Source organism: Sinomicrobium oceani, from assembly GCF_900119185.1.
Classification (GTDB): domain Bacteria; phylum Bacteroidota; class Bacteroidia; order Flavobacteriales; family Flavobacteriaceae; genus Sinomicrobium; species Sinomicrobium oceani.
In genome coordinates this window covers 167,368-189,384 of record NZ_FPJE01000011.1, presented here as the reverse complement: position 1 = coordinate 189,384, position 22,017 = coordinate 167,368, and the positions used below count along the sequence as shown (strand labels likewise).

25 protein-coding genes are annotated in these 22,017 nt (G+C 42.4%); 18 read left to right on the top strand and 7 right to left on the bottom strand.

Annotated features, from left to right (window positions below; translation table 11 throughout):
* From BT112_RS11600 to BT112_RS11585, 4 genes are all read right to left on the bottom strand, one after another.
* Nucleotides 1–126, bottom strand: a 126-nt coding sequence (locus BT112_RS11600; RefSeq protein ID WP_175545788.1) for a helix-turn-helix domain-containing protein, incomplete at its 3' end; no start/stop codon positions are given.
* A 430-nt stretch (nucleotides 127–556) separates the two neighbouring features.
* On the bottom strand, nucleotides 557–1,135 hold the full coding sequence (locus tag BT112_RS11595) for an NAD(P)H-dependent oxidoreductase (RefSeq protein ID WP_072317532.1): 579 nt from the start codon (nucleotides 1,133–1,135) through the stop codon (nucleotides 557–559).
* Nucleotides 1,136–1,195: 60 nt separating this feature from the next.
* Nucleotides 1,196–1,759 carry a Crp/Fnr family transcriptional regulator gene (locus tag BT112_RS11590; protein ID WP_072317554.1) on the bottom strand — a complete coding sequence of 188 codons (564 nt, stop codon included), beginning with the start codon at nucleotides 1,757–1,759 and terminating at the stop codon, nucleotides 1,196–1,198.
* 81 nt (nucleotides 1,760–1,840) lie between these two features.
* Nucleotides 1,841–3,955: a sigma 54-interacting transcriptional regulator gene (locus BT112_RS11585; RefSeq protein ID WP_072317531.1), complete on the bottom strand. Its 2,115-nt coding sequence runs from the start codon at nucleotides 3,953–3,955 to the stop codon at nucleotides 1,841–1,843.
* Nucleotides 3,956–4,191: 236 nt separating this feature from the next.
* On the opposite strand from BT112_RS11585, the gene BT112_RS11580 reads away from it, so the two are divergent.
* The 11 genes from BT112_RS11580 (at nucleotide 4,192) to BT112_RS11530 (ending at nucleotide 14,333) form a co-directional block, all read left to right on the top strand.
* Nucleotides 4,192–4,848, top strand: a complete 657-nt coding sequence (locus BT112_RS11580) for a hydrolase (RefSeq protein WP_072317530.1) — start codon at nucleotides 4,192–4,194, stop codon at nucleotides 4,846–4,848.
* 63 nt (nucleotides 4,849–4,911) lie between these two features.
* Nucleotides 4,912–5,271, top strand: a complete 360-nt coding sequence (locus tag BT112_RS11575) for a nuclear transport factor 2 family protein (RefSeq protein ID WP_072317529.1) — start codon at nucleotides 4,912–4,914, stop codon at nucleotides 5,269–5,271.
* Nucleotides 5,272–5,284: 13 nt separating this feature from the next.
* Nucleotides 5,285–6,163, top strand: a complete 879-nt coding sequence (locus tag BT112_RS11570; protein ID WP_072317528.1) for a pirin family protein — start codon at nucleotides 5,285–5,287, stop codon at nucleotides 6,161–6,163.
* Between the two features lie 12 nt (nucleotides 6,164–6,175).
* Nucleotides 6,176–7,981 (top strand): amidohydrolase, encoded by a 1,806-nt coding sequence (locus tag BT112_RS11565; RefSeq protein ID WP_072317527.1) that lies wholly within the window; start codon nucleotides 6,176–6,178, stop codon nucleotides 7,979–7,981.
* A 169-nt stretch (nucleotides 7,982–8,150) separates the two neighbouring features.
* Complete coding sequence (locus BT112_RS11560; protein ID WP_072317526.1) at nucleotides 8,151–8,561, top strand: OsmC family peroxiredoxin; 411 nt, start codon at nucleotides 8,151–8,153, stop codon at nucleotides 8,559–8,561.
* Between the two features lie 18 nt (nucleotides 8,562–8,579).
* On the top strand, nucleotides 8,580–8,951 hold the full coding sequence (locus BT112_RS11555) for a nuclear transport factor 2 family protein (protein ID WP_072317525.1): 372 nt from the start codon (nucleotides 8,580–8,582) through the stop codon (nucleotides 8,949–8,951).
* Nucleotides 8,952–9,059: 108 nt separating this feature from the next.
* Nucleotides 9,060–10,478, top strand: a complete 1,419-nt coding sequence (locus BT112_RS11550) for a gluzincin family metallopeptidase (protein ID WP_072317524.1) — start codon at nucleotides 9,060–9,062, stop codon at nucleotides 10,476–10,478.
* Between the two features lie 65 nt (nucleotides 10,479–10,543).
* Nucleotides 10,544–10,864 (top strand): MoaF-related domain-containing protein, encoded by a 321-nt coding sequence (locus BT112_RS11545; RefSeq protein ID WP_072317523.1) that lies wholly within the window; start codon nucleotides 10,544–10,546, stop codon nucleotides 10,862–10,864.
* Nucleotides 10,865–10,943: 79 nt separating this feature from the next.
* The gene (locus tag BT112_RS11540; protein ID WP_072317522.1) at nucleotides 10,944–11,858 is read left to right on the top strand and encodes a pirin family protein; all 915 of its coding nucleotides are present in this window, start codon (nucleotides 10,944–10,946) and stop codon (nucleotides 11,856–11,858) included.
* Between the two features lie 31 nt (nucleotides 11,859–11,889).
* Nucleotides 11,890–12,909, top strand: coding sequence for an LLM class flavin-dependent oxidoreductase (locus tag BT112_RS11535; protein ID WP_072317521.1), 1,020 nt, complete (start codon nucleotides 11,890–11,892; stop codon nucleotides 12,907–12,909).
* Nucleotides 12,910–12,977: 68 nt separating this feature from the next.
* The gene (locus tag BT112_RS11530) at nucleotides 12,978–14,333 is read left to right on the top strand and encodes an alginate export family protein (protein WP_072317520.1); all 1,356 of its coding nucleotides are present in this window, start codon (nucleotides 12,978–12,980) and stop codon (nucleotides 14,331–14,333) included.
* Between the two features lie 46 nt (nucleotides 14,334–14,379).
* Here BT112_RS11530 and BT112_RS11525 read toward each other — a convergent pair whose 3' ends face one another.
* Complete coding sequence (locus tag BT112_RS11525) at nucleotides 14,380–15,261, bottom strand: NmrA family NAD(P)-binding protein (RefSeq protein ID WP_072317519.1); 882 nt, start codon at nucleotides 15,259–15,261, stop codon at nucleotides 14,380–14,382.
* 73 nt (nucleotides 15,262–15,334) lie between these two features.
* On the opposite strand from BT112_RS11525, the gene BT112_RS11520 reads away from it, so the two are divergent.
* The 6 genes from BT112_RS11520 (at nucleotide 15,335) to BT112_RS11495 (ending at nucleotide 19,673) form a co-directional block, all read left to right on the top strand.
* Nucleotides 15,335–15,712 carry a winged helix-turn-helix transcriptional regulator gene (locus tag BT112_RS11520; protein ID WP_072317553.1) on the top strand — a complete coding sequence of 126 codons (378 nt, stop codon included), beginning with the start codon at nucleotides 15,335–15,337 and terminating at the stop codon, nucleotides 15,710–15,712.
* Nucleotides 15,713–15,820: 108 nt separating this feature from the next.
* The gene (locus BT112_RS11515) at nucleotides 15,821–16,384 is read left to right on the top strand and encodes a Crp/Fnr family transcriptional regulator (protein ID WP_072317518.1); all 564 of its coding nucleotides are present in this window, start codon (nucleotides 15,821–15,823) and stop codon (nucleotides 16,382–16,384) included.
* 142 nt (nucleotides 16,385–16,526) lie between these two features.
* The gene (locus BT112_RS11510; protein ID WP_072317517.1) at nucleotides 16,527–17,198 is read left to right on the top strand and encodes a type 1 glutamine amidotransferase domain-containing protein; all 672 of its coding nucleotides are present in this window, start codon (nucleotides 16,527–16,529) and stop codon (nucleotides 17,196–17,198) included.
* Nucleotides 17,199–17,266: 68 nt separating this feature from the next.
* Nucleotides 17,267–17,569: a putative quinol monooxygenase gene (locus BT112_RS11505; RefSeq protein WP_072317516.1), complete on the top strand. Its 303-nt coding sequence runs from the start codon at nucleotides 17,267–17,269 to the stop codon at nucleotides 17,567–17,569.
* A gap of 44 nt (nucleotides 17,570–17,613) precedes the next feature.
* Nucleotides 17,614–18,255: an NAD(P)H-binding protein gene (locus tag BT112_RS11500; protein WP_072317515.1), complete on the top strand. Its 642-nt coding sequence runs from the start codon at nucleotides 17,614–17,616 to the stop codon at nucleotides 18,253–18,255.
* A gap of 23 nt (nucleotides 18,256–18,278) precedes the next feature.
* The gene (locus tag BT112_RS11495; protein WP_072317514.1) at nucleotides 18,279–19,673 is read left to right on the top strand and encodes an aldehyde dehydrogenase family protein; all 1,395 of its coding nucleotides are present in this window, start codon (nucleotides 18,279–18,281) and stop codon (nucleotides 19,671–19,673) included.
* A 173-nt stretch (nucleotides 19,674–19,846) separates the two neighbouring features.
* Here the strand turns inward: BT112_RS11495 and BT112_RS11490 are convergent, their stop codons facing one another.
* Entirely contained in the window at nucleotides 19,847–20,476 is a 630-nt protein-coding gene (locus BT112_RS11490) for a nitroreductase family protein (protein WP_072317513.1), read from the bottom strand.
* 107 nt (nucleotides 20,477–20,583) lie between these two features.
* Here BT112_RS11490 and BT112_RS11485 point away from each other — a divergent pair, with 107 nt between their 5' ends.
* Nucleotides 20,584–20,943: a winged helix-turn-helix transcriptional regulator gene (locus tag BT112_RS11485; RefSeq protein ID WP_072317512.1), complete on the top strand. Its 360-nt coding sequence runs from the start codon at nucleotides 20,584–20,586 to the stop codon at nucleotides 20,941–20,943.
* A gap of 65 nt (nucleotides 20,944–21,008) precedes the next feature.
* Here BT112_RS11485 and BT112_RS11480 read toward each other — a convergent pair whose 3' ends face one another.
* Nucleotides 21,009–21,944 carry an NADP-dependent oxidoreductase gene (locus tag BT112_RS11480; protein ID WP_072317511.1) on the bottom strand — a complete coding sequence of 312 codons (936 nt, stop codon included), beginning with the start codon at nucleotides 21,942–21,944 and terminating at the stop codon, nucleotides 21,009–21,011.
* Nucleotides 21,945–22,017 lie beyond the last annotated feature (73 nt).

The window sequence follows — 22,017 nt, the reverse complement described above, 5'->3', positions numbered from 1 at the left end:
CTGGTAACGTTGAAAAAAAGCGATGTACTTGCTTACGGTATTACGGGAGATCCCCAACTGGGAACTGATCCGGCGCTTACTGACCCCGGCACTGTATAACTTGAATATCTTTTTTACTTTTCGCATTTCTATTTGTTTGTTGGCCATAATCTTTTTAACAAAAAAAGACTATTGCGCACACTTCAAATAGAATCGATTTTTAGTGGTTCACTTTCATCCGTTTTAGGTGGTTCACTTTCACCCGCTGTGCTATGCTCACTTTCACCCGTTTTTAGTGGTATACTATATCCGTTTTTTGCAACCTCATGAACAATCAGAAAAACAATTTATACAAAGTGATGTTTTGAATGGAGTCAAAACCCGGTACTAATTTGCTGGGCTTCTCAACGGGCGGTATACTGCAGCCTTAGAAAAGATGCTCCGGGAAATACCGGATACTGTCCCGGTAATCCCAAGTATGGAAAGCGGGAAGATCAATACCCGTAATTGTGGTTTCTGGAAACCTGACTCAGTTTATCGGACCGGGAAGATCAATATCACAGATGGTTGGTGGTAATCATTTCAATCGCTCTCCCAATAAGAATACTTTATCCAACCATTTTTCCCTAAAATCCGGAGTCGAATTTCTGATAGGAGTAATAGAAGTGACTTGTACAGGGTGTATGCCACAGAATTGCAATGTTCCCTTCTTTAACTGATGTATAAGAGGTCTTTTCATAATCAAAAAATCATACCATTTTGGCGTGTCGGACGTAATGATCAAGCGCGCTGATTTTCCTTTCAGAAGCTTTTTGGGTAACGGTTTCCCTTCAATGGGCTGATAGGTGATTCCGGGCAGAAATGTTCTGTCGATAAAGCCTTTCATTAGCGCGGGGTAGCCACACCACCACATGGGGAATATCCATACGATATGGTCTGCTTTTTTAATTTTGTCTATGGCATCCGACAAATCGGGTTCTAATTCCATTCGTTTTCGGTATCCAAAGGCGAGATTAGGATTGAATTCCAATTCGGCAATATTTATTTGGGTCAATACCGCATTTGTTGTCGCTGCGCCTTTAATGTAAGCTTCGGATAAGGCGTAATTAAAACTTTGTTTGTCGGGATGTCCGTTGATTATTAAAACTTGTTTCATACCTGTTGTATATTTTTCACAAATAACGATACGATATGTTTTTCCGGAAAGGACATTTGTCTAATTCGAAACCACTCTTCTTATCCGGCTCAGATGTCTTTGCGTAATGCCTAAATAGGAAGCGAGGAAGTTGAGGGGGATTCGTTGTATAAATTCAGGATGATTAGTAAGCAAATTCAGATAGCGTTTTTCAGCGGTTTCTTTTTGTAACATGAAAATTCTTTTTTCCATCCGGATGTATTCCTGTTCCGTAATATGCTTAAAAAATTTCAGCCAGTTGGTACTCGATTGCTCCAATTTTAAAATTTCGTTTCTTGATATGGTCAGGATATCAACATCGGTCAAAGCCTGAATATTCTCGACTGTTTTATCTTGTGATAAAAATGAAGAATAAGCACTTGCAAACGAATTGGAGAATGTAAAACAATAGGTGACTTCTTCTTCTGATGACGAATGGTAAAACGACCTTAATACTCCGGAAGTCACAAATCCGACTTCTTTGCATATCTGCCCTTTTTTGATTAAAAAATCTCCTTTCTTCAGCTTCTGGCTCCGTGCTTTTTCTTCAAACGAGTCGATTTCGTGCTGGGTCAGTATACCGAATGTTTTTAAATAGTCTCTCATTTTTTTATAGCTATGAACGATTCCGGCCATGATTCGGTGATGTGAAAATCCGTATGGGTTTTCGGAGCAGGATACTACTTTTTATTTCAGGCTGATTTTTTTTTCGATACCCAGGCGTTTCATTTTGGCAAACAAGGTTTTGTCCTTCATCTTTAAAATTTTTGCAGCTCCATTCGGTCCGCTGACACGCCAATTGGTATGATCAAGTACTTCAATAATATAATCTCTCTGATTTGCTTCAAATGATTTAAAGTCGTTGGATGCGGCTACAATGTCTTTTTCGGGAATCCAGTTTCCTGGTTTCAAAGTCGGGCCATTCTCCACTATTACCGCACGCTCGATCATATTTTCCAGTTCCCTGATGTTCCCGGGGAAATTATAGTGCATGAGTGCGTCAATGGTATCTTTGGATAAACGCTTAAAAGTTTTTCCTGCCTTGGCGGAATATTTTTCCAGGAAAAACTGGGCCAATAGGGGGATGTCGTCCTTTCTGGCCCGGAGCGGAATATTGTGGATAGGGAAAACATTTAGACGGTAGTAAAGGTCTTCCCTGAACTGGCCTTCACGTATCATTTCCTTTAAATCCCTGTTTGTTGCAGCAATGATCCGCACATCGATTTTTATGGTTTTGGTGCCGCCCAGCTCATCATATTCCCCTTCCTGCAATACCCTCAGGAGTTTAGGTTGAAGTTCAATTGGCAGTTCCCCGATCTCGTCAAGGAATATGGTACCTCCGTCCGCAAGCGTAAATTTACCTGCTTTATTGGCGATGGCCCCGGTAAAGGCCCCTTTTTTATGGCCGAACAATTCACTTTCTATAAGGTCTTTGGGCAGTGTGGCACAGTTGAGTTTTATGAGCGGGCGGTTCTTTCTCCCGCTGCTGTTGTGTATGGCCCGGGCAAGTAATTCCTTGCCGGTGCCCGACTCCCCGGTTATCAGTACAGTTGCTTCGGTAGGAGCCACCTGGTCAACCTGTATAAGTACACTTTTATAAGCTTGGCTTTGGCCTATTATGTTATTAAAGTTTATTTTATTGCTTATTTCTTCCTGCAAGTATTCATTTTCATTTTCGAGACGTTCCTTTAAGAATTTGATTTCTTCTAAGGCTTCATAAAGTTTTAGATCCCGCATTTTTTTAGCCGTAATATCCCTTACCACTGCGCAGCTATAATCTTCATCGTAATACTTTAAATGGCTTGCTGTAATATCCACGGGGAATTTGGTTCCGTCCTTCCTGGAAATGAGCCATTCGAATCTATGTAACCCTTTTTCTCTGAGTTCTTCAAAATGGGAGTTATAGAATTCACGCGTAACCGAAGTATCCAGATCGAACATACTCATCTTATTCAGCTCCTTCTTGCTGAATCCCAGCTTTTCGATCAGCGATTCGCTGTAATGAAGCAAATCTCCCTTGTCATTATAGACATAGATTAAATCCTGGGCGTTGTCTATGATGGTCTTGTAGAGTGTTACGTCATTTTCCTTGTGCTTAATCTCGGTCACATCCTGATAAACTCCCAGGACCTTGTAAATTTTATCCCCTTTTAAAATAGGTTTGGCCACGGCCCGAATGTAACGTGGAGGCGAATCCTTGGTTTCGAACAGTTCATCAAAAGCAATCCCTTTTCTGATGACCTCCCCGAGTAAGAACTTAAACCTGCCACTGTCTTTAAATTTATAGATGACCTTAGGCGGGGTCAACTCTTCCGAATTTTCAGCATTTAAAATATCCAGTGCACAATTGGTGGCCAAAATAGAGCCGTCATGCAGATTCAATTCCCATCCTCCGACATTGGCTATGCTATGGGTATTGTCAATCAGGTTTTTGTAAAAACTGGACTCAGAAAATTCATTTGTTGTTCCGCAGATGTAACTATTTCCATTATATGAGAATTTTTGTACATGGACTTCAACTTCATAGAACTTCCCTTTTTTGGTTTTATGTACAGCTCTGAATTGGACGGCGCCCTTCGTCATTACTTCTTCCCAATGATTCTTCCAGCTTTCTGGGGTGACCGTAACATTGATGTCCGAAACCTTAAGTTTCATGCATTCTTTTAGACTATAGCCTACTCCCTTACAAAACCTGGCATTGGCGTATATGATCTGGCTGTCTTCCCTGACCCAGACCATTTCGTAGGGAAGTCGGTCCATCAACCAACCTTTTAACTCTAATTCATCCGTAATATTGCTCATCGATTATACGTTTTTGACCCAGGTAAAGATAGTTTTAAATTCTAAAATAATAGAATTTTATAATAGAATAGAATAAGTTTGTTTTTGCTTTTTGATTTAATCAACTGACATACAGTAACTTAGAAAAACGGCATGAAACTGGCTTATGTATAGGCAGCAAATGACTGTCCTGAACTTTTAATATATCGCGGTAAGGGATGATCATCAATTAAAAAACATTTAAAAATTCAGACATTATGAACAAAACACCGAAAATCGGACTTGAAGGACTTCTTCGACCGGAAGATAGCATCCTGGTATTAATCGATCATCAACCGTATCAGTTTACCAACCTGAACAGTCATGAACCGACCATGGTCATCAATAATGTGGTTGGTCTCGCGAAAGCGGCAAAAGTATTTAACGTACCCACTATTCTTACTACAGTGATCGAAGAACGTGGAGGCTATATTATGAAAGGGCTGCAGGATATATTCCCTGAGCAAAAGCCCATCAACAGGACTTTTATCAATACCTGGGAAGACCCCAACGTTACGGATATCGTAAAAGAAAGCGGACGTAAGCAGCTGATCATAGCAGGGCTGTGGACGGAAATATGTGTGGCCATGCCTGCCATCCAGGCAGTAGGGGAGGGCTATGACGTCTTTGTGGTCACGGATGCCAGTGGATCCACGTCGGCTGAAGCACACGATATGGCTGTGCGACGAATGACCCAGGTGGGGATTGTGCCCATCAATTGGATCGCTGTGGTCTCCGAATGGCAGCGCGACTGGGCCCGTACCGGGACGGCTACCCAGCTCTCCGATGTTCTTTTTGATCATGGAGGAGCAAGCGGGATCGCTTTGGCATGGGAATTACAACTTTTGGCTACACCTGTACAGGAGGAAAACTAACAAAAGATTTTACCGGTCCCGATCTATCCCGGGGCCGGTTGTTCTTTAACCAGAATAATTGCTATGGGAGATACAGTACTTGCTTCCGTCATGGAGGAAAATCTGAAAAGAGTTTGGAACGAAAGAGACAGTGCCATTCGGCTGAAAGCCATTGAAAAACTATATGCCAGTGATAGTGGTCTCTTTCATGTGGGGCATCAGACCTATGGGCATGAAGCTACTAATAATAGTGTTACCGGGGTTTTAAAGCAAATGCCGGAAGATTTTGTCTTTCGTCTGTTAAAACCTGTGGTTATCAATAATGATATCGGACGGTTGATCTGGGGCATAGGCCCTGCAGGAAAGCCTCCGGTGCAAACGGGAATGGATATCGCTGTTTTCCGAAACCAAAAAATACAGGCACTTTATGTGTTCCTGGATTAAACAAAAATAAACTATGAAAAAGAGAACCAGTTTTTCAACACCAGGACACCGGGCCGATATAGGAGATTTGACGATCAACAGGATATTGCCCAACAGGTATGCGGATGCCGTCGGGCCCTTTGTCTTTCTGGACCATATCGTGCCCCGACACCAACCTGAGGTTATGGACAGCGGTACAGGAGCACATCCGCATCGGGGGATCGCCACACTGAGTTATATTATAGCAGGTGAAGATGAACATTTTGACAGCGCCGGCAACTATGCCAGGGTGTATTCCGGAGGTATCCAATGGATGAAAGCCGGAAACGGAATTATCCATGACGAGACGTTGAATGTCGATTCTCAGGCCGGAACCCATCATACTCATGCTTTTCAGTTCTGGATTAACCTTCCTGCGAAGAACAAGGCCGAAAAGCCGGAATATCTGGCAATCCAGGCCAGTGAGGTCCCTCGAAAAGTATTACCTGATGATGGAGGCTGGATCAAGGTGATCGTGGGCGGATATGAAGATCTGCATTCGGCCATACCGGATTATTCTACCCAATTCATATATCATATCCACCTGGAGGCCCGAAAGGGTTTTACGATATCCATCGAGGAAAACACAGAGGTAGCCGCCTTTTTGCCCACAAAAAACGCCGTGGTTAACGGTACGGAATTCGAAGCCGGGGAATTCGTGGAATTTGACAGGGATAAAGGTGAAATTACTATGGAGAACAAACTTGATGGCGCCATAGATGTGATTGTATTCGGGGGAGCGCCCTACAACGAGCCCATTGTGGCCGAAGGCCCGTTTGTGATGAACAGCCGGACTGAGATAGCGGATGCTTACCGGGATTTTTATGCCGGAAAGTATGGCAAAATAAATTATCAAAAAACAAGCTTGACGTAACATTGACATCTTATGAAAAAACTAATCGTCCTTGTGATTGTGATGATCTGCGGTTTTAACAGCAGGGCGCAATCCAATAAACAATTTACCGGAGCCGATATGATTGTATTTAATGCAAAAATCAGTACCGGAAGCCTGACCAGGCCCGGGGCTTCCGCACTGGCTGTAAAAAGAGGGAGAATCTATGCTGTAGGTACCGATGAAGAGATATTAGAGCTCAAAGATAACAACACCAGGCTTATCGATGCCGGTGCAAGACGGCTGATACCGGGAATCAACGATGCCCATACGCATATACTGAACGAAAGGAGCTTCAACTACAATGTGAGATGGGAAGGTGTGCCCACACTAAAGCAGGCATTGGACATGTTGAGGGTGCAGGCAAAACGAACTCCTGAAGGGCAATGGGTGAAAGTGATCGGAGGCTGGTCGCCATACCAGTTTAAAGAAAACCGCTTGCCAACCATCGAGGAGATCAGGAAAGCAGTTCCGGACAGACCTGTCATTGTTCAGTATGCATACAATCGTGCTTATTTAAATGATCTGGCCATGGAAGCTTTCGGAGTAGGAACGGATAAATTCCCAGATTCTCCGGGAACCATTTTTGAAAAGGACAAAAACGGAAAGTACACAGGTATTGTACATTCCTATACATTTACTTTTGCGGCTCTGGAATTAATGGTTCCACAACCTTCAGAAGAAGAGCAAATAAGCTCTATTGCCAATGCTGTACACCATATGAACCGTTTCGGAGTTACTACAGCCGTAGACGCAGCAAGCATTTATGGTTATCCGCATGGTCATACCCCTATACAACAGCTGGCAAAAGAAAATCGGTTAAACATAAGAATGCCATTCATTGATCTTCAATTTGGTGACACAAGTAGTCCCAGTTTGGTAGACGCACAGATTAATACCGTAACAAGAAAATCTCCTATAAGCCCGGGAGAAAATATGCATCCAACTATGGCTCATGGTCATGAATATGAAGGAACAGGTGAGATACTCAGATTGGAAATACACGATCATGAGAATTTTGACAGGCCTGCGGTTATTATAGATGAAGAATTAATGCAGCAATATATAAAAGAAGACATCACAAAACTTGTAGGGAAAGGGATCCCCTTTCGTTTGCACATTAGTTATAACGAAAATATCACACCATTCCTGAACGCCTTAGAAGCTATAAATGAAGAAACACCTTTGGATGGCTTGCGCTGGAGTATAGAACATGCCGAAACGATTACCCCCGAAAATGCTGCACGGGTGAAAAAACTGGGTGGTGGTATCGCATTGGACATGAAGATGGCCATGCACGGAGATGGATTTGTAAAAACATACGGAGCGGAAAAAGCTTCGCAAACCCCAGGGTTACGACAATTGGTAGACAGTGGGATCCCTCTGACGATGACTACCGATGCATTCAGGGTCGCATCCTATAACCCGTGGATCGGTATGAGCTGGATGACGACCGGGAAATCGGTTTCGGGTTCCGAGATACTGGCGAAAGATAACCGGCTCACCAGAGAGGAAGCCTTGAAGCTGGTTACGGTCGGCCCCACCTGGTTTGAAGATCAGGAGGGCGAAACAGGTAAAATCATTCCGGGGTATTTCGCCGACTTTACGTTGCTGGACAAAGATTATTTCACCATTCCTGATGAAGAAATAAAAACGATCTCCTCCGTATTAACGGTAGTTGACGGAAGAGTGGTTTTCGGAGCAGACGACTACAGCGAACTGTCTCCGGAATTGCCTGAAACACTTCCGGAATGGTCGCCGGTAAAATATTTCGGAGGGTATTATAATGCAAAGAACTAAAACCAGTCTGAAAATCATACTTTATAGTGCTGTATACACCAGATATGCAGTGCCAGTTTAATTATCAAATAAAATTATAACCATCGTTAGTTTGTAAACGACGGGATGGCAGAAAGTCGGGAGTCCGAAGTCGCAAACTACCAACTAAGAACTAAAAACTAATAAACTAATGAAAAAACAAGCAACAGCCGTATGGAACGGCACAATCAAAGAAGGTAAAGGACACCTTAGCTCACAGAGCGGAGTTTTAAAACAAACGCCTTATACTTTTGTTTCCCGTTTTGAAAACGGAACAGGAACCAATCCGGAAGAGCTTATGGCAGCAGCACATGCGGGCTGTTTTACTATGAAATTAAGTGCAGATCTCACCACGGCAGGCTATCAGCCGGAGGAACTGACCACGACCTCAACGATCACATTAGATAATGGTGTTATCACAAAATCTGACTTGGTTCTGACTGCAAAAATTACCGGAATTACGGAAGAAGAATTTCAAAAAATGGCAAAATCTGCGGAAGAAACCTGTCCTGTAAGTAACGCTCTTAAATTGGAGATTACTTTAAATGCAACTTTAGTGTAAACGGAAAAACAAGGAAAAATGACAAATAAAGAACTCGTTCTAAAAGCAATGAATGAATTGTTCCACGAAAAGGACAACACAGCCATTGAGCGGTACTGGCATGAATCCTATCAGCAACACAACCCGTCGATGATAAGCGGTCATGAAGGACTCAGAAACCTGCTAACTGTTTTAGATGCAGACTTCAAATGGCAACCGGGTATTATCGTGGAAGAAAACGATATCGTCATTACCCATAGTCTGACAAATGGCTGGGGACCTAAACCGGTTATTGTTGTTGATATCTTTAGAATAGAAGACGGAAAAATAGCAGAACACTGGGATGTGGTACAGGAAGAAGTCCCGGTCTCAAAATCCGCTAATGGAAATGCCATGACTTCTTTTTTGTAATAACCCATTAATAAACAGCACAGGCTTAGGGAAATGAAAAAAAACGGTATAATATTAGTCCTTCTATTAACTCTTGGTATTCATTCTTATGCGCAGCAAAAACCTTTTATGGATTACGTGCTCGGCTGGGATGGAGATTCAGCTATATTGGCGGTTGAACTCACATATGCTGCATCTCAAAAAGACAGTACCGTATTTATATTCGGAGACCCGGGTTTTGGAGGGCAGAATGATATATTTAAAGTTATCCGGAATATTCGTGTTACCCGGCCTGAAGTGGTCAGGATAGACGAAGCGGACAGGCGGATAACCATTTACCACAATGGGGCAAAGAACCATAGGATCACGTATGAGATAGAGGGTTCACTTCCCGTAGATAAACCAACTACCATATCTCTAACCGAACTGTTCAGGCCGGTAATTAGCAAAGGAATATTGACCTTGGTAAACATGCAATTTGACTTGGCTATAACCGACCAAAGTAATCCTTTGGTGTCGTTCAGCTGGCGCAGATATCCGGAAAATTTAACCTATTTCAATTCGGTCGAGCCATCTCAAACTGATCCGTCAAAAAAGCTTATAGACTATTACGACAACCTCTCACAAAAAGTGTACTTCGTGATGGGTGATAATATTGGCGTGCAGGAATACGACGTTCTGGGAATCCCTTACTATGCTGTAACCACTAAGGAAGACAACTATGGAAATGACTTGCAGGAGCGTCTCAGCCCTTTTTTTGAAAGCTATTTCCAAAGCATCCACAGGTTCTGGAACGACACCGAATTCCCGTTCTATTATTTGGCTGTTACGGCGCTGCAAAACAACCAGAAAGAAATAGGCGGGGGTGGGTTTGGGATGAGAAACGGCTTCGTCATGAAGCTGGGAAGAAAATTTGGTACAAGGGACAAGTACGTTACAGCACACGAAACATCGCACACCTGGATTGGAATCAAAATCATTATAGGAGAAAATAGTTTTGACCATCAATGGTTTGGTGAAGGGTTTAACGATTATGCTACAATCATTAATCTGGCAAACAGTAAAATATACGGGGAGGAGGACTTTCTGCATTACTTTAATGAAGAGAACTTCAAAAAGCATTACGAGAGTGCGATCAAAGATGTGCATAACGATTCCATTGCCACAAATTACTGGACAGATTATGCCAACTACGGTGTCCTTCCTTACAGGCGGGGATGCATCTACGCTTTTTACCTCGATAACCAGATCAGGCTGGCTTCGGATGGGAAATTCACCCTTAGGAACATGTTGCTTGACCTGTATGAGCTTAGAAAGGCAAAAAAGAAGGATGAGGTGTTAACCGTAGATGATTTTATTAACGCAGGTGCTGCCTATCTGGACAAAAAGGAGCTGGAAGAACAGATAGCACGTTATATGATAGCAGGACAACCCATTGATTTCGAGGGTGTAAAAACCATTCCCGAATTTAATGTTGAAGTCCATAATAATATACCGAAGCTAAGCTTGGCAGCGCATGCCGATCTGTCAAAAATATATAGGTGGTAATGACAATGCTACGGCACTTTCGCCACTTAAAATTAATTAAACTATTGTTCTAAACAGATTTAAAAATGAAAAACAACCTAACGGGTAACAGGTATATCATGGATGTAGGCGTTTTGAAAACCGAACTCTTTTTTGAAACGGATGAAACTATGGTTTTTACAGTTATAGAAGGAGGCGGTTTAACCAAGAACGGGTATTCGGAAAGTGTGAAAACTACCATAGCAGAAATTCGGCCACAGGTATACATGGTGGCATGGAAAGAAAAATCCGGGGCAACGGTAACCCATGTGGAAGACCATGAGAACGGGATTATTTACAGCAATGCAACCTTGCCCGACGGAAGTTTTTATACAATGAAAGGAACCGTAAACCCTTTAGAAGATTAAGGGAAACCGGGCACCATAATTCCAGGATTACCAGTATAGCGTATGTATATGATTTCTCATTGTCGATAATTTATTGCTTATGTTAGATATTGTTATAGAAGCCAGGCAGGCCGAACTTTCAGCAGGTTTCACCGTTAAGCGGATCCTGCCTTACAGGCTTAGGAGGATGATAGGCCCTTTTATTTTTATGGATCATGGAGGCCCTGTGAATATACCGGTAGCACAGACACATAATCTTGATGTATTACCACATCCGCATATCGGCCTGTCTACCGTCAGTTATTTGTTTAGCGGGAATGTGACCCACAGGGATAGTCTGGGTGTAGAACAGGTTATAAAACCCGGGGAGGTCAACTGGATGACTGCCGGCAAGGGGATTACGCATAGTGAACGTTTTGAAGACCCGGCCATGCTGTCCGGCGGCGAGCTGGAAATGATACAGACATGGGTGGCGCTTCCCGAAAAGGATGAAGAAAGCGATCCTTCCTTTGAGAACTACAAATCGGAACAATTGCCGGTTTTTACCGATACAGGTGTTTGGATGCGCCTGATTGCAGGAGATGCCTACGGATTGAAAAGTAACGTAAAAACACATTCTCCCTTATTTTATGTGCATGTTGTGCTACAGCCAGGCACTCGTTTTGGGTTGCCTAAAGGACATAGTGAACGCGGGGCATACCTTGTTCGGGGGCGTGTTGAAGTAAATGGGGTTACGTACAAACCGGGACAGTTATTGGTGTTTACCAAAGGCGTTGATCCGTTGATCATAGCCAAAGAACCGACTACTTTGATGATGCTTGGTGGCGAACACCTGGGGGACCGGTATATCTGGTGGAACTTTGTTTCCAGCAGAAAAGACAGGATTGAACAGGCAAAGGAAGATTGGAAACAAGGGCGCATTGATTTACCTCCAATGGATAGTGAGGAATATGTACCCTTACCTGAAGACAAAAGCAAACCTGCAGGGGGACCTCCGCCGAATGCGCTTTCCTGAGCAATATGTGTTTAACTAAAATCAGAAAAAAATGGAAATAGGAATCGATAGTTTTGCATCGGCCATGTATGGCAGCTATCTTAGTAGTGCAGATGCCATGGAACAGTTACTGGACCGGATAGTCATTGCCGATGAGGCAGGCCTTGATGTTTTTGGTATCGGGGAGCATCATAAAAAAGAATTTCTGGATTCGGCGCCGGCGGTAATTCTTTCTGCTGCGGCTGCCAGGACCGAAAATATCACCTTGGGGAGCGCCGTTAAGGTTTTAAGTACGGATGATCCCGTACGGGTATATCAGAATTTTGCTACGCTCGATCTCATTTCAAAAGGAAGGGCAGAACTGGTTGTAGGCCGTGGTTCGGCCATCGAAGCGTACCCTCTCTTCGGGTATGACCTTAAGGATTATGACGCGCTCTTTGCAGAAAAACTGGAATTATTTCTCCAGATACGAGAGCAGGAATATGTAACATGGTCAGGAAAATTCAGACCGGCTTTAACCAACCAGCCCGTTTACCCGAGAGCCTTTCAGGAAAAGCTCCCGGTATGGCTGGGTGTAGGTGGCACACCGGCTTCCTTTATACGGGCAGGTTCTTTGGGACTTCCTTTAATGGTCGCTGTCATCGGCGGGGAAACGGAACGCTTTCGCCCCCTGATAGACCTGTACCGCGAAGCAGGGGCCCAGGCAGGGTTTTCGCCCGGGCAGTTAAAAGTGGGGTTACACTCACCGGGCTATGTGGCACAGACCAGTGAGCAGGCCGTTGCAGACTACTATCCGGGTTATGCCGAACTATGGACCAAAGCAGGTAAGGAGCGTGGCTGGCCCCCGGTAACGAAAGCCGGCTTTGATGCCTTAATTGCGCCTAAAGGGGTGTTGGTGGTTGGCGGCCCGGAAGAAGTTGCCGAAAAATTATTACGGCACAGTGAAGCGCTGGGCGGAATTGACCGGTTTACTTTTCAGATGGATAATGCCGGATTAACTCATAGACAATTGATGCAATCCATTGAACTGATAGGTACAATGGTTATGCCGCTTATTAAAAAATCAAAATAATAAAAATGTAAAACCTCCGGGGAAACACGGAGGTTTTACATGCTTTCATAAAGCAAAAAAAATCAATAATGCGCATTTTGCTCATAGTACTTTTATGTAATTCCTTCCTCGTAACCGCCCAGCAAATTCCTGAATTTCAGCTAATGCGGTATGATGAAGATTACTCCGGTCTTGAAAAAGATACCGTAAGGGACTGGTACCATCGATTGAAATATAAAAAGATCGGTAAAAATGCGTATATCAGTTTTGGCGGCGATTTCAGGACACAATACTTGATTATGGATAATGAAAACTGGAATCCGGATACACAGGATAACGATGGTTTTATGCTGACCCGATGGTTGTTTCACGCAGACCTGCACCTTTCTGAAAAGATTCGTGTTTATGGAGAATTGCAGAGCGCCCTGGCAAATAGCAGGGAAGTGCTTGTCCCTGTAGAAGAAAACCCGTTAAAACTTCATCAACTTTTTATGGATTATAAACCATTCCAGGAAACTCCTCTCACATTCCGCCTGGGGAGGCAGGAAGTAAGCTATGGCTCTACACGCTTAATTTCTTTAAGAGATGCTCCCAACACCCGCCGTTCATTTGACGGGGTTAAAGTACTTTTTAGTGAGGGTAATATAAAAACCGATATTTTCTATTTGCATGCCGTAGTGGATAAAACCGGTATTTTTGATGATGCTTCTTCTCCCGATTTACGGCTTTGGGGAGCATTTTCAGATATTACCACAGCAAAAAAAGAATTGCATTTTAATTTCTATTTCCTGGGTTTTTATAACAAGAATGCGCTGTTCTATGACGGTGCCGGTACGGAGAAAAGGTATACCATCGCGTCCCGGGTTTTTAAAAACAGCGGTACATGGTGGTATGACCTGGAAGGCGGCTATCAGTTCGGCACGATAGGCAGCAGGAGAATATCGGCCTGGAGTATTGCTTTGGCTACTTCGTATCGTTTTACTTCAATAAAATATACTCCGGAAATCGGGCTCAAGGCCGATCTTATCAGTGGCGACAAAGACAATACGGATAAAACACAACAAACCCTGAACACCATGTTTGGTCCCGGGGCCTACTTTGGCATGGCCGCACCATTGGCGCCGAGCAACTTAATGGATATACACCCCGATTTGAAACTCCGTTTTAGTGAAAAAATAACACTTTCCTGTGATTATGCTTTTTTATGGAGATATAGCAGGGGTGAGGGGATTTATCGCCCCAATATGGTGCCGTTTTTTGAGCATAATGACGCTTCTTCCCGTTATATAGGGAGTCAGATCTCCGGTGTTTTTTTCTATAAAGCCAACAAGCATCTCTCCCTGCTTACGGGGTTAAGCTGGTTCAATACCGGGGAATACCTCAGGGAAGTCTCCCCCGGTAAAAATATAACATTCGGATTTGCCAGTGCACAACTAAAATTCTGACGCCTTTTCAGGAAGATAGATAAGACACCTAAATAATAACCCCATTTTAATGGTCTACAGAACGTAATTCCTTTATTTTTTCAATACCTGTTTCATCCATCCACTGTTCAAAGCCTGTCAGCTTTGGCATCCAGGCAGCTATAAATTCGTAATCGATGGGATCATAGCCTTCCTTGTCGATCATTTCAACCAATTTTGCAAAAGTTTCGCTTTGTTGATAAAGCGCTTCTAACGGTACCTGTACAAAATCGATAGGTTGCTTCAACTTCTCTTCCAATAGTTTTAAGACTTGTTTCGGGGTATAAAGTTCCCCTCCGAAATCAACGGTTTTACCGTTGAACGCCTTATAATTCTGAAATATTATTCGTGCAAACGTACCAATGTCATTTGTAGTTATCCAGGGGATTGCCCTGTCTCCGGGTAAGGGGTTGATAAACTTGCCTTCTCCCAGTCCGAAACTTGGTAAAAACAGATTTTCCATAAAAGTGGCGGGTCGTAGTACGGCGCCTTGTAAATTACTTTCTAACAAATATTTTTCGATGGTAAACTTAAATTTTGGCCTGAATAGAGCCTGCTTATCCGAACCGAGAACCGATGAATAAAGAACAAATTTGACGCCTTGCTGTTCTGCTAATTTGATGGCCTGTATTCCGAGTTCCGCTTCTTTCTCATCCGTTTCTTTGCTGGAAACCCATACCGGGGGGAGGACCAGGTAAAGCCCGTCTATTTTTTTAAACAGGTCACTTAAAGCTTCGATATTTTCTAAATCGCCCTTTACCAAAATGGCGCCTGCCTTTTCTAAATTATGGGCTTCCGAAGATTGCGGATTTCTGGTCAGTGCAAAAACCTCGAAATTATTTTTTAGTAATTCATATACTGCGGCACTACCTTGTTTTCCGGTTGCACCTGTAACTAAGATTCGTTCCATTTTAAAATTATTTTAAGTAAAATTACCTTTAGTATTCGGTAAATTTGTGTTTAGTAACCTCCAGGAAAGTAAGATGGAAAAAAAAATAAAACCCTGTACGGAAAATGAGGAAATCTTAAAACAAAGATTTTTGGCCTTGAGAGATACCCTGGATTTATTAAACGGTAAATGGCGTTTCTGTATTCTTTTAAATTTACATTATTATGAGAAATTGAGGTTTAAGGATTTTTTTGAAGTATCTGAAGGTATCTCGCCTAAAGTGCTAAGTTCAGAACTTACGACCCTGGAAGCTCATCAACTGATCAGGAAAAAATTAGAACATACACCCACACAGGATATAACGTACTATATTCTGACGGAGCATGCCGGGGAAATCTGGACTGTCCTGAATACATTAATTGAATTCGGACTGTCCAATCGTAAAGAAGTGATCAAATCATTATTAGATTAAGATAGAAATTAACCCGGACCAAAAAATCCATTTTCTAAACGTCACACGCCACGAAATAAATTTCTGAAACAAGCCCCTCATTATAAAATATAACCTCTCTGAAATATTATGGAAAGACTTCGGCAACATATCGAACACATCACTTCTTTAACCAATGAGGAATTTGAATATATCCAAACCCACTTTACCAAAAAGCGCGTATTAAAAAATCAATATTTATTACACGAAGGGGATGACGTGAAAAACGAATTTGTTGTTCTATCCGGGCTTTATAAAGTTTTCTTTTTAGATGAACAGGGCAGGGAATACATCATTCAATTTGCAAAAGAAAACTGGTGGATGAGTGATTATCAGGCATTTTTCCAGGAAAAGAAGGCTACGGTTTTTATTGAATGTATAGAAGCGGGAGAAGTATTGGTTTCCACGTTGGAGACGAGAGAAAAACTTTCTGCTGAATTGCATAAAATGGAACATTTTTACCGGGTAAAACTCACAAACGGATATGTAGCATTGCAGGAACGAATCAAACTATTACTTTCCAGTACACCTCAGGAGCGCTATGAGGCTTTCGTAAAACTTTATCCAGACCTACTCCAGGGTTTACCCAAAAAACTCATTGCCGAATACCTTGGTGTAAGCCGCGAAACCTTGAGCAGACTGTATTCCAGGTAATTATTTCAAGTTTTTAATATTACAAGTGTGACTTCGGTCACACTTTTTTTGTGCGTTGCCTCCTTCCTAAAGGGGAGTGCCTCATCGTACCTTTGATCTATCAAAAGCAATAAAGAAAATAACAATTAAAAATTTGGAAAACATGAGCAAAAAAGTTTTAATTATTGCGTCCAACGCCAATGCAATTGGACCCAACAACAGGAGAACAGGTGTTTTTTTACCGGAAGTAGCGCACCCTTATGCCGAGTTTGATAAAGCTGGTTTTCACATAGACTTCGCTTCTTTAACCGGAGATACACCTTACTTAGATGCATTAGGATTAGCCGGTGATCCCGACAACCTTAAATTTTTAACAGGTGATGGATGGGATTTAATGCAAAAAGCTGCCAGGTTGGAAGATGTGGATACCAGTGTGTATGATGCTGTTTTTGTTCCGGGAGGATTAGCACCTATGGTGGACATGCCCGAAAACGAATTGTTGAAAAAGGTGATTGTTGACGCCTACGAACGTGGTGCCGTAATCAGTGCTGTGTGTCATGGCCCTGTAGCCTTCCTTAACGCTAAATTGAGCGATGGCTCTCATCTTGTTGCGGGTAAAAACATTTCATCATTTACCACAAAAGAAGAAGACAACTATGCCAGAGCCGATGTTCCTTTCGATTTGCAGGCAGCACTGGTAACACAGGGTGCTATATTTCATGAGGCAGAACCTTGGCAGGATCAAAGCATTCAGGACGGACGAATTGTTACCGGCCAAAATCCCGCTTCGGCAAAAAGTGTAGGCGAAAAAGTAGTCGCTTTATTAACTGAATAATAATACATTAGAGACAGTTCCTCTCGAACAATCAAGAGAGGAATTGTTTCCATTAAAATTTAAAAATCATGAACAATAAAACAATCACAACCTTTGCCAAATGGCAGGTAAAGCAAGGCAATTTAGAAGCCGTTATATCACTTTTAAAAGAAGCTGTTGCAAAAAGTTCTGTCGAAGAAGGCAACCTGAAATATGAAGTGTACCAAGGTAATGATAACGAAAATATCCTGATGCTTTTTGAAGAGTACACGAATCAGGAAGCATTGGAATTTCATAGAAATTCCGCGCATTTTCAAGATATAGTCGTTGGAAAAATAGTACCGCTATTGGAAAATAGAGACGTAATAATTAGTTCATTGTTGGACTTTTAAAAGTAATATTCGAAATAAAGTTATTGTAATAAAAAAACAACAAAATGAAAATAGTAGTCATAGGTGCAACAGGACGAGTAGGTCAACGGTTGGTAAATGCATTACTTAACCAAAATCATACGGTGGTAGGAACTTCCAGAAAAGCTGAACTTTTGGTGGATTCCCCCAATTTTTCACAGATCAATTTAGATATATTAAACAGTGTAAAAGAAATAGAAGAAATGATTCCTGATGATACAGAAGCTATTTATTTTGTGTCGGGTTCCAGAGGAAAAAATTTATTACAGGTTGATTTACACGGAGCCGTCAAAACGATGCAAGCCGCAGAGAAATTGAAGGTTAAGCGATATATCATGCTAAGCTCCGTTTTTGCCTTGCAGCCCAACAGATGGAACGAAAGCTTTTTGCAGCCCTTAACCGATTACAACATTGCCAAACATTATGCAGATCAATGGTTGCTTAGTACAGCCTTAAACTATACGATTTTGCAGCCAGGCACCCTGGAAGAAAAAAAGGGTTCGGGAATGATAAAAGTCAACGTAGAAAATCCGGGAGGAAACGCCATTGAAAATGTAGTAACGACATTGGTTGAAGTATTGGAAAATCAAGCTGCATTCAAAAAAGTCATCACGATGCACGATGGTGAAACTCCTATCAAAGAAGCTATTTCTAAGTTAGAATTTTAGCAACAAAAATAAAAACAGGTATAATGCAGAACACTGTAAAAATAGCGTCGCCTTACGACTTGAGCGTCATTAAAGAATTGAATTTAATGGACAGGAACGAGCTTGAAAAAGCCATTCAAACGGCTCAGCATCTTTTTGAAAACCAATCGCTTTGGATCCCTGCTTATAAACGAATGGAGATATTGGAAAAAGCTGCTTCACTCATGAGCGACAGAGTAGAAGAGCTGATACATTTGGCCCTAAGTGAAGGAGGAAAACCTTACCAAGATTCGAAAGCAGAAGTTTTAAGAGCCATTAAAGGGGTGAAATTAGCGGCCGAGCATATTTCGCAAATCAAGGGTGAACAAATCCCAATGGCGTTGATGGAATCTGCTCAAAACCGATTGGCTTTTACCACCAAAGAACCGATTGGTATTGTAGCTGCAATCAGTGCCTTTAATCATCCGTTGAACTTAGCCGTACACCAGATTGCTACCGCATTTGCGGCTGGTTGCCCGGTCATATTCAAACCGGCTTTAACAACCCCCATGTCCGGTATAGCCCTGGCAGAAATTTTTAAAGATGCCGGTGCTCCCGAAGGTTGGATACAAGTGGTGCTTTGTGAAAGAGATCTGGCCGAAGCATTGGTAACCGATTCCCGGATTCATTTTTTCTCCTTTATCGGCTCGGCTAAGGTAGGTTGGTATTTGCATAGCAAATTGTCGCCTGGTACGAGAAGTGCTTTGGAACACGGCGGTGCAGCACCTGTCATTGTAGAACAGGACGCTGATTTTGGAGAAATGATTCCCGATTTGGTAAAAGGCGGGTTTTATCATGCCGGGCAAGTTTGTGTTTCGGTACAAAGGGTTTATGTGCATGAAGGGATTATCGAAAACTTTATTAAAAAATTTGTAACGGAGGCTAATCAATTAACCGTTGGAGACCCTGCGGATGCAGCGACAGATGTTGGTCCTTTGATTTTACCCAAAGAAGTAGACCGTGTAGCGGAATGGGTCAATGAAGCGATTGTCGAAGGAGCTCAATTGCTTACAGGCGGAAAACGGATTTCCGAAACCCTTTATCAACCTACTGTTTTGCTCAATCCATCAGAAAAATCAAAAGTTTCGACCAATGAAATTTTCGGACCGGTGGTTTGTATTTATACTTATACGGACAGAGATGAAGCCATCAATAGGGCCAATGCGTTGGATGTTCATTTCCAGGCTGCGGTATTTACAAAAAATATAGACATCGCTATGGATACCGTTAAAAAACTTAATGCTACTGCGGTAATGGTCAACGACCATACGGCATTCAGAGTCGATTGGATGCCTTTTGGCGGCAGAGATACGTCCGGAATTGGTATGGGGGGAATTTCCTATACAATCAACGAAATGATGAGAGAAAAAATGACCGTGATTAAAAGTAAGTATTTGTGATTAAAAAATTATAATAACTCAAGACGAGTTCTTTATCTGTTTGGAATATGCCAAAAGGACGTCTATAAAGTTTTTCAACCTTTTGATGATGCGCTTGATGTTTTTATCAGGCAATTACCCGGACAAAAAAGGGACTGTCTTCACTTGCGGAAGACAGCCTCTTGTCGGTATGTTTAACCAATCTTTGTTACCATCTCATCTATAGGTATTCTCACTTTAGGCAAATGGGCTAAGTAATCATTGACGTTATCGCGATACCCCAGGGAAAGTATTACAATGCTATGTAAATCTTTTTCATTCAGGCCTAATAATTCATCAAACAACTGTGCGTCGAAACCTTCCATTGGTGTGGCATCTACTTTGGCATTTGCCGCTGCTATTAGTGCTGTTCCCAAGGCAATATAGGTCTGTCTTTCTGCCCAAAGCTTATTATCTTCGTCGCTTCTGCTTGTGAAATAGGTGTTTGCAGCAGTGAATAACCCGTCCAATGATTCTTCTGTGACACCTTGTTTTTCCGCGGTTAATTCTACCAGGTCACGAACATGTTGGGTTGTAACTTTGTTATATGCTGCAAATACCAGAAGGTGCGATGATTGCGCTATTTGTTTGTTAAAGGAATTAGCTCCCAATGTTGATTTCAGTTCCGCATTATCAATGGCGAATATACGGTATGGTTGCAATCCTACGGAGGAAGCCGATAGATTAATGGCTTCCAGGATAAAATCTAATTTTTCGTTACTTATTCTTTGGTTACTATAACTTTTTGTAGCGTACCTCCAGTTTAAGTCCTGTATTAAATCCATATTTTATAAATTTTATATGGCAAAATTATATCGCATTAGTGACAATAAGTACCTTTGTGACAAAAAGTAATAGTGACATTTGGGTAACCACTACTAAATTTTGGCACATGGAAAAGCAAAGCAAAACGACAAAAGGAATTAATAAAGTGTGTAAGCACAATATCAGGGCCATACATGACACCTTAGATGTCATTGGTGGCAAATGGAAAATACCCATTATTTCGTGCTTAAGCTTTTACCCTATGCGCTACTCCGAATTGCTGAGGGAGGTGGAAGGTATTTCCGGAAAAATGCTCAGCCGGGAACTCAGGGAACTTGAAATGAATCAACTCATTTCCCGGGAGGTTTTAAGTACGCAACCCATTACGGTGCAATATCAACTTACCGAGTACGGCGAAACTTTAAAACCACTCACCCTTACCATAGCCGATTGGGGATTAAACCATCGAAAGCAGATTATCGGGTAATGAAGATGCTGCTAAAACAAAACCTTGAGAAACCAGATATTTTTCACTTTCTGACAGTTCCTGTGTTATGTGGTTATGACCAGTTTTCCAACGGTTCTGCCGGTCTCCTGCTGTAAATGGGCTTCTTTTATCTGATCAAAACCGTATGTTTTGTAAATATGTGGTTTTAGGATTCCTTTTTCCAAAAGAGCCGCTATTTTTTCCATATCCCCACCATCGGATTGCACCAGGATAAAATAGCCTTTTACCCCTTTGGAGGCAGCCTTTGAGGTGACTTCCTCATTCAGGCCGGTAGGAATACTGATGATACTTCCGCCTTCCCTGGTCACTTCAAGGGAGTGGTCGATGTTGTCGCCCCCGATGGTATCGAGGACAAAATCAAATTCCCTGGGGTGAGCGGTCCAGTCATAGTCGTGGTAATCAATGTGTGCATCAGCTCCGAGACCCAATACAAAATCCCTGTTTTTCGCAGAGGATGTTCCGACCACGGTAGCCCCTGAATATTTGGCAATCTGGACCGCAATATGACCCACTCCTCCCGAAGCCGCATGGATCAGGACTTTCTGACCTTTCCGGACATTGGCGTTTGTGACCAGGGCCTGCCAGGCGGTCAGGGCAACCAATGTTGTTGCTGCCGCTTCTTCATGGGAAATGTTTTGAGGTTTAAGGGCCAGTTGCGATGCCGGGGCTGCTACGTATTCCGCATACGCTCTTCCATGCCCGGGAAAGTTAACCATCCCGAATACTTCGTCGCCAATTTGAAATTTGGCATCAAGGCTCTCAACAACCGTCCCTGAGATATCCCATCCCAAAACAAGAGGTTTTTCATCCTTTATCCGTCCATATATTCCTTTTCCATTACGGGTTTTTATATCGACAGGATTGATGCTTATCGCTTTGACCCGGACCAATACTTCGCCCGTCGTGATGGCTGGTTTGTCCATATCCTGAATGACCAGGTTGTTTACGCCACCCGGTGCCTGTAATACAATTGCTTTCATGTGTATATTTTTATTTGTTTTTCAACGGTCACATGGAACACCCATATTCATGCTTGTTTGTGTTAAAGAAAAC

What these genes read in the sequence shown, in the direction of transcription:
- BT112_RS11595 (WP_072317532.1), bottom strand. Translation starts at nt 1,135, where the DNA reads ATGAAACAAGTTTTAATAATCAACGGACATCCCGACAAACAAAGTTTT.
- BT112_RS11590 (WP_072317554.1), bottom strand. Translation starts at nt 1,759, where the DNA reads ATGAGAGACTATTTAAAAACATTCGGTATACTGACCCAGCACGAAATC.
- BT112_RS11585 (WP_072317531.1), bottom strand. Translation starts at nt 3,955, where the DNA reads ATGAGCAATATTACGGATGAATTAGAGTTAAAAGGTTGGTTGATGGAC.
- BT112_RS11580 (WP_072317530.1), top strand. Translation starts at nt 4,192, where the DNA reads ATGAACAAAACACCGAAAATCGGACTTGAAGGACTTCTTCGACCGGAA.
- BT112_RS11575 (WP_072317529.1), top strand. Translation starts at nt 4,912, where the DNA reads ATGGGAGATACAGTACTTGCTTCCGTCATGGAGGAAAATCTGAAAAGA.
- BT112_RS11570 (WP_072317528.1), top strand. Translation starts at nt 5,285, where the DNA reads ATGAAAAAGAGAACCAGTTTTTCAACACCAGGACACCGGGCCGATATA.
- BT112_RS11565 (WP_072317527.1), top strand. Translation starts at nt 6,176, where the DNA reads ATGAAAAAACTAATCGTCCTTGTGATTGTGATGATCTGCGGTTTTAAC.
- BT112_RS11560 (WP_072317526.1), top strand. Translation starts at nt 8,151, where the DNA reads ATGAAAAAACAAGCAACAGCCGTATGGAACGGCACAATCAAAGAAGGT.
- BT112_RS11555 (WP_072317525.1), top strand. Translation starts at nt 8,580, where the DNA reads ATGACAAATAAAGAACTCGTTCTAAAAGCAATGAATGAATTGTTCCAC.
- BT112_RS11550 (WP_072317524.1), top strand. Translation starts at nt 9,060, where the DNA reads ATGGATTACGTGCTCGGCTGGGATGGAGATTCAGCTATATTGGCGGTT.
- BT112_RS11545 (WP_072317523.1), top strand. Translation starts at nt 10,544, where the DNA reads ATGAAAAACAACCTAACGGGTAACAGGTATATCATGGATGTAGGCGTT.
- BT112_RS11540 (WP_072317522.1), top strand. Translation starts at nt 10,944, where the DNA reads ATGTTAGATATTGTTATAGAAGCCAGGCAGGCCGAACTTTCAGCAGGT.
- BT112_RS11535 (WP_072317521.1), top strand. Translation starts at nt 11,890, where the DNA reads ATGGAAATAGGAATCGATAGTTTTGCATCGGCCATGTATGGCAGCTAT.
- BT112_RS11530 (WP_072317520.1), top strand. Translation starts at nt 12,978, where the DNA reads ATGCGCATTTTGCTCATAGTACTTTTATGTAATTCCTTCCTCGTAACC.
- BT112_RS11525 (WP_072317519.1), bottom strand. Translation starts at nt 15,261, where the DNA reads ATGGAACGAATCTTAGTTACAGGTGCAACCGGAAAACAAGGTAGTGCC.
- BT112_RS11520 (WP_072317553.1), top strand. Translation starts at nt 15,335, where the DNA reads ATGGAAAAAAAAATAAAACCCTGTACGGAAAATGAGGAAATCTTAAAA.
- BT112_RS11515 (WP_072317518.1), top strand. Translation starts at nt 15,821, where the DNA reads ATGGAAAGACTTCGGCAACATATCGAACACATCACTTCTTTAACCAAT.
- BT112_RS11510 (WP_072317517.1), top strand. Translation starts at nt 16,527, where the DNA reads ATGAGCAAAAAAGTTTTAATTATTGCGTCCAACGCCAATGCAATTGGA.
- BT112_RS11505 (WP_072317516.1), top strand. Translation starts at nt 17,267, where the DNA reads ATGAACAATAAAACAATCACAACCTTTGCCAAATGGCAGGTAAAGCAA.
- BT112_RS11500 (WP_072317515.1), top strand. Translation starts at nt 17,614, where the DNA reads ATGAAAATAGTAGTCATAGGTGCAACAGGACGAGTAGGTCAACGGTTG.
- BT112_RS11495 (WP_072317514.1), top strand. Translation starts at nt 18,279, where the DNA reads ATGCAGAACACTGTAAAAATAGCGTCGCCTTACGACTTGAGCGTCATT.
- BT112_RS11490 (WP_072317513.1), bottom strand. Translation starts at nt 20,476, where the DNA reads ATGGATTTAATACAGGACTTAAACTGGAGGTACGCTACAAAAAGTTAT.
- BT112_RS11485 (WP_072317512.1), top strand. Translation starts at nt 20,584, where the DNA reads ATGGAAAAGCAAAGCAAAACGACAAAAGGAATTAATAAAGTGTGTAAG.
- BT112_RS11480 (WP_072317511.1), bottom strand. Translation starts at nt 21,944, where the DNA reads ATGAAAGCAATTGTATTACAGGCACCGGGTGGCGTAAACAACCTGGTC.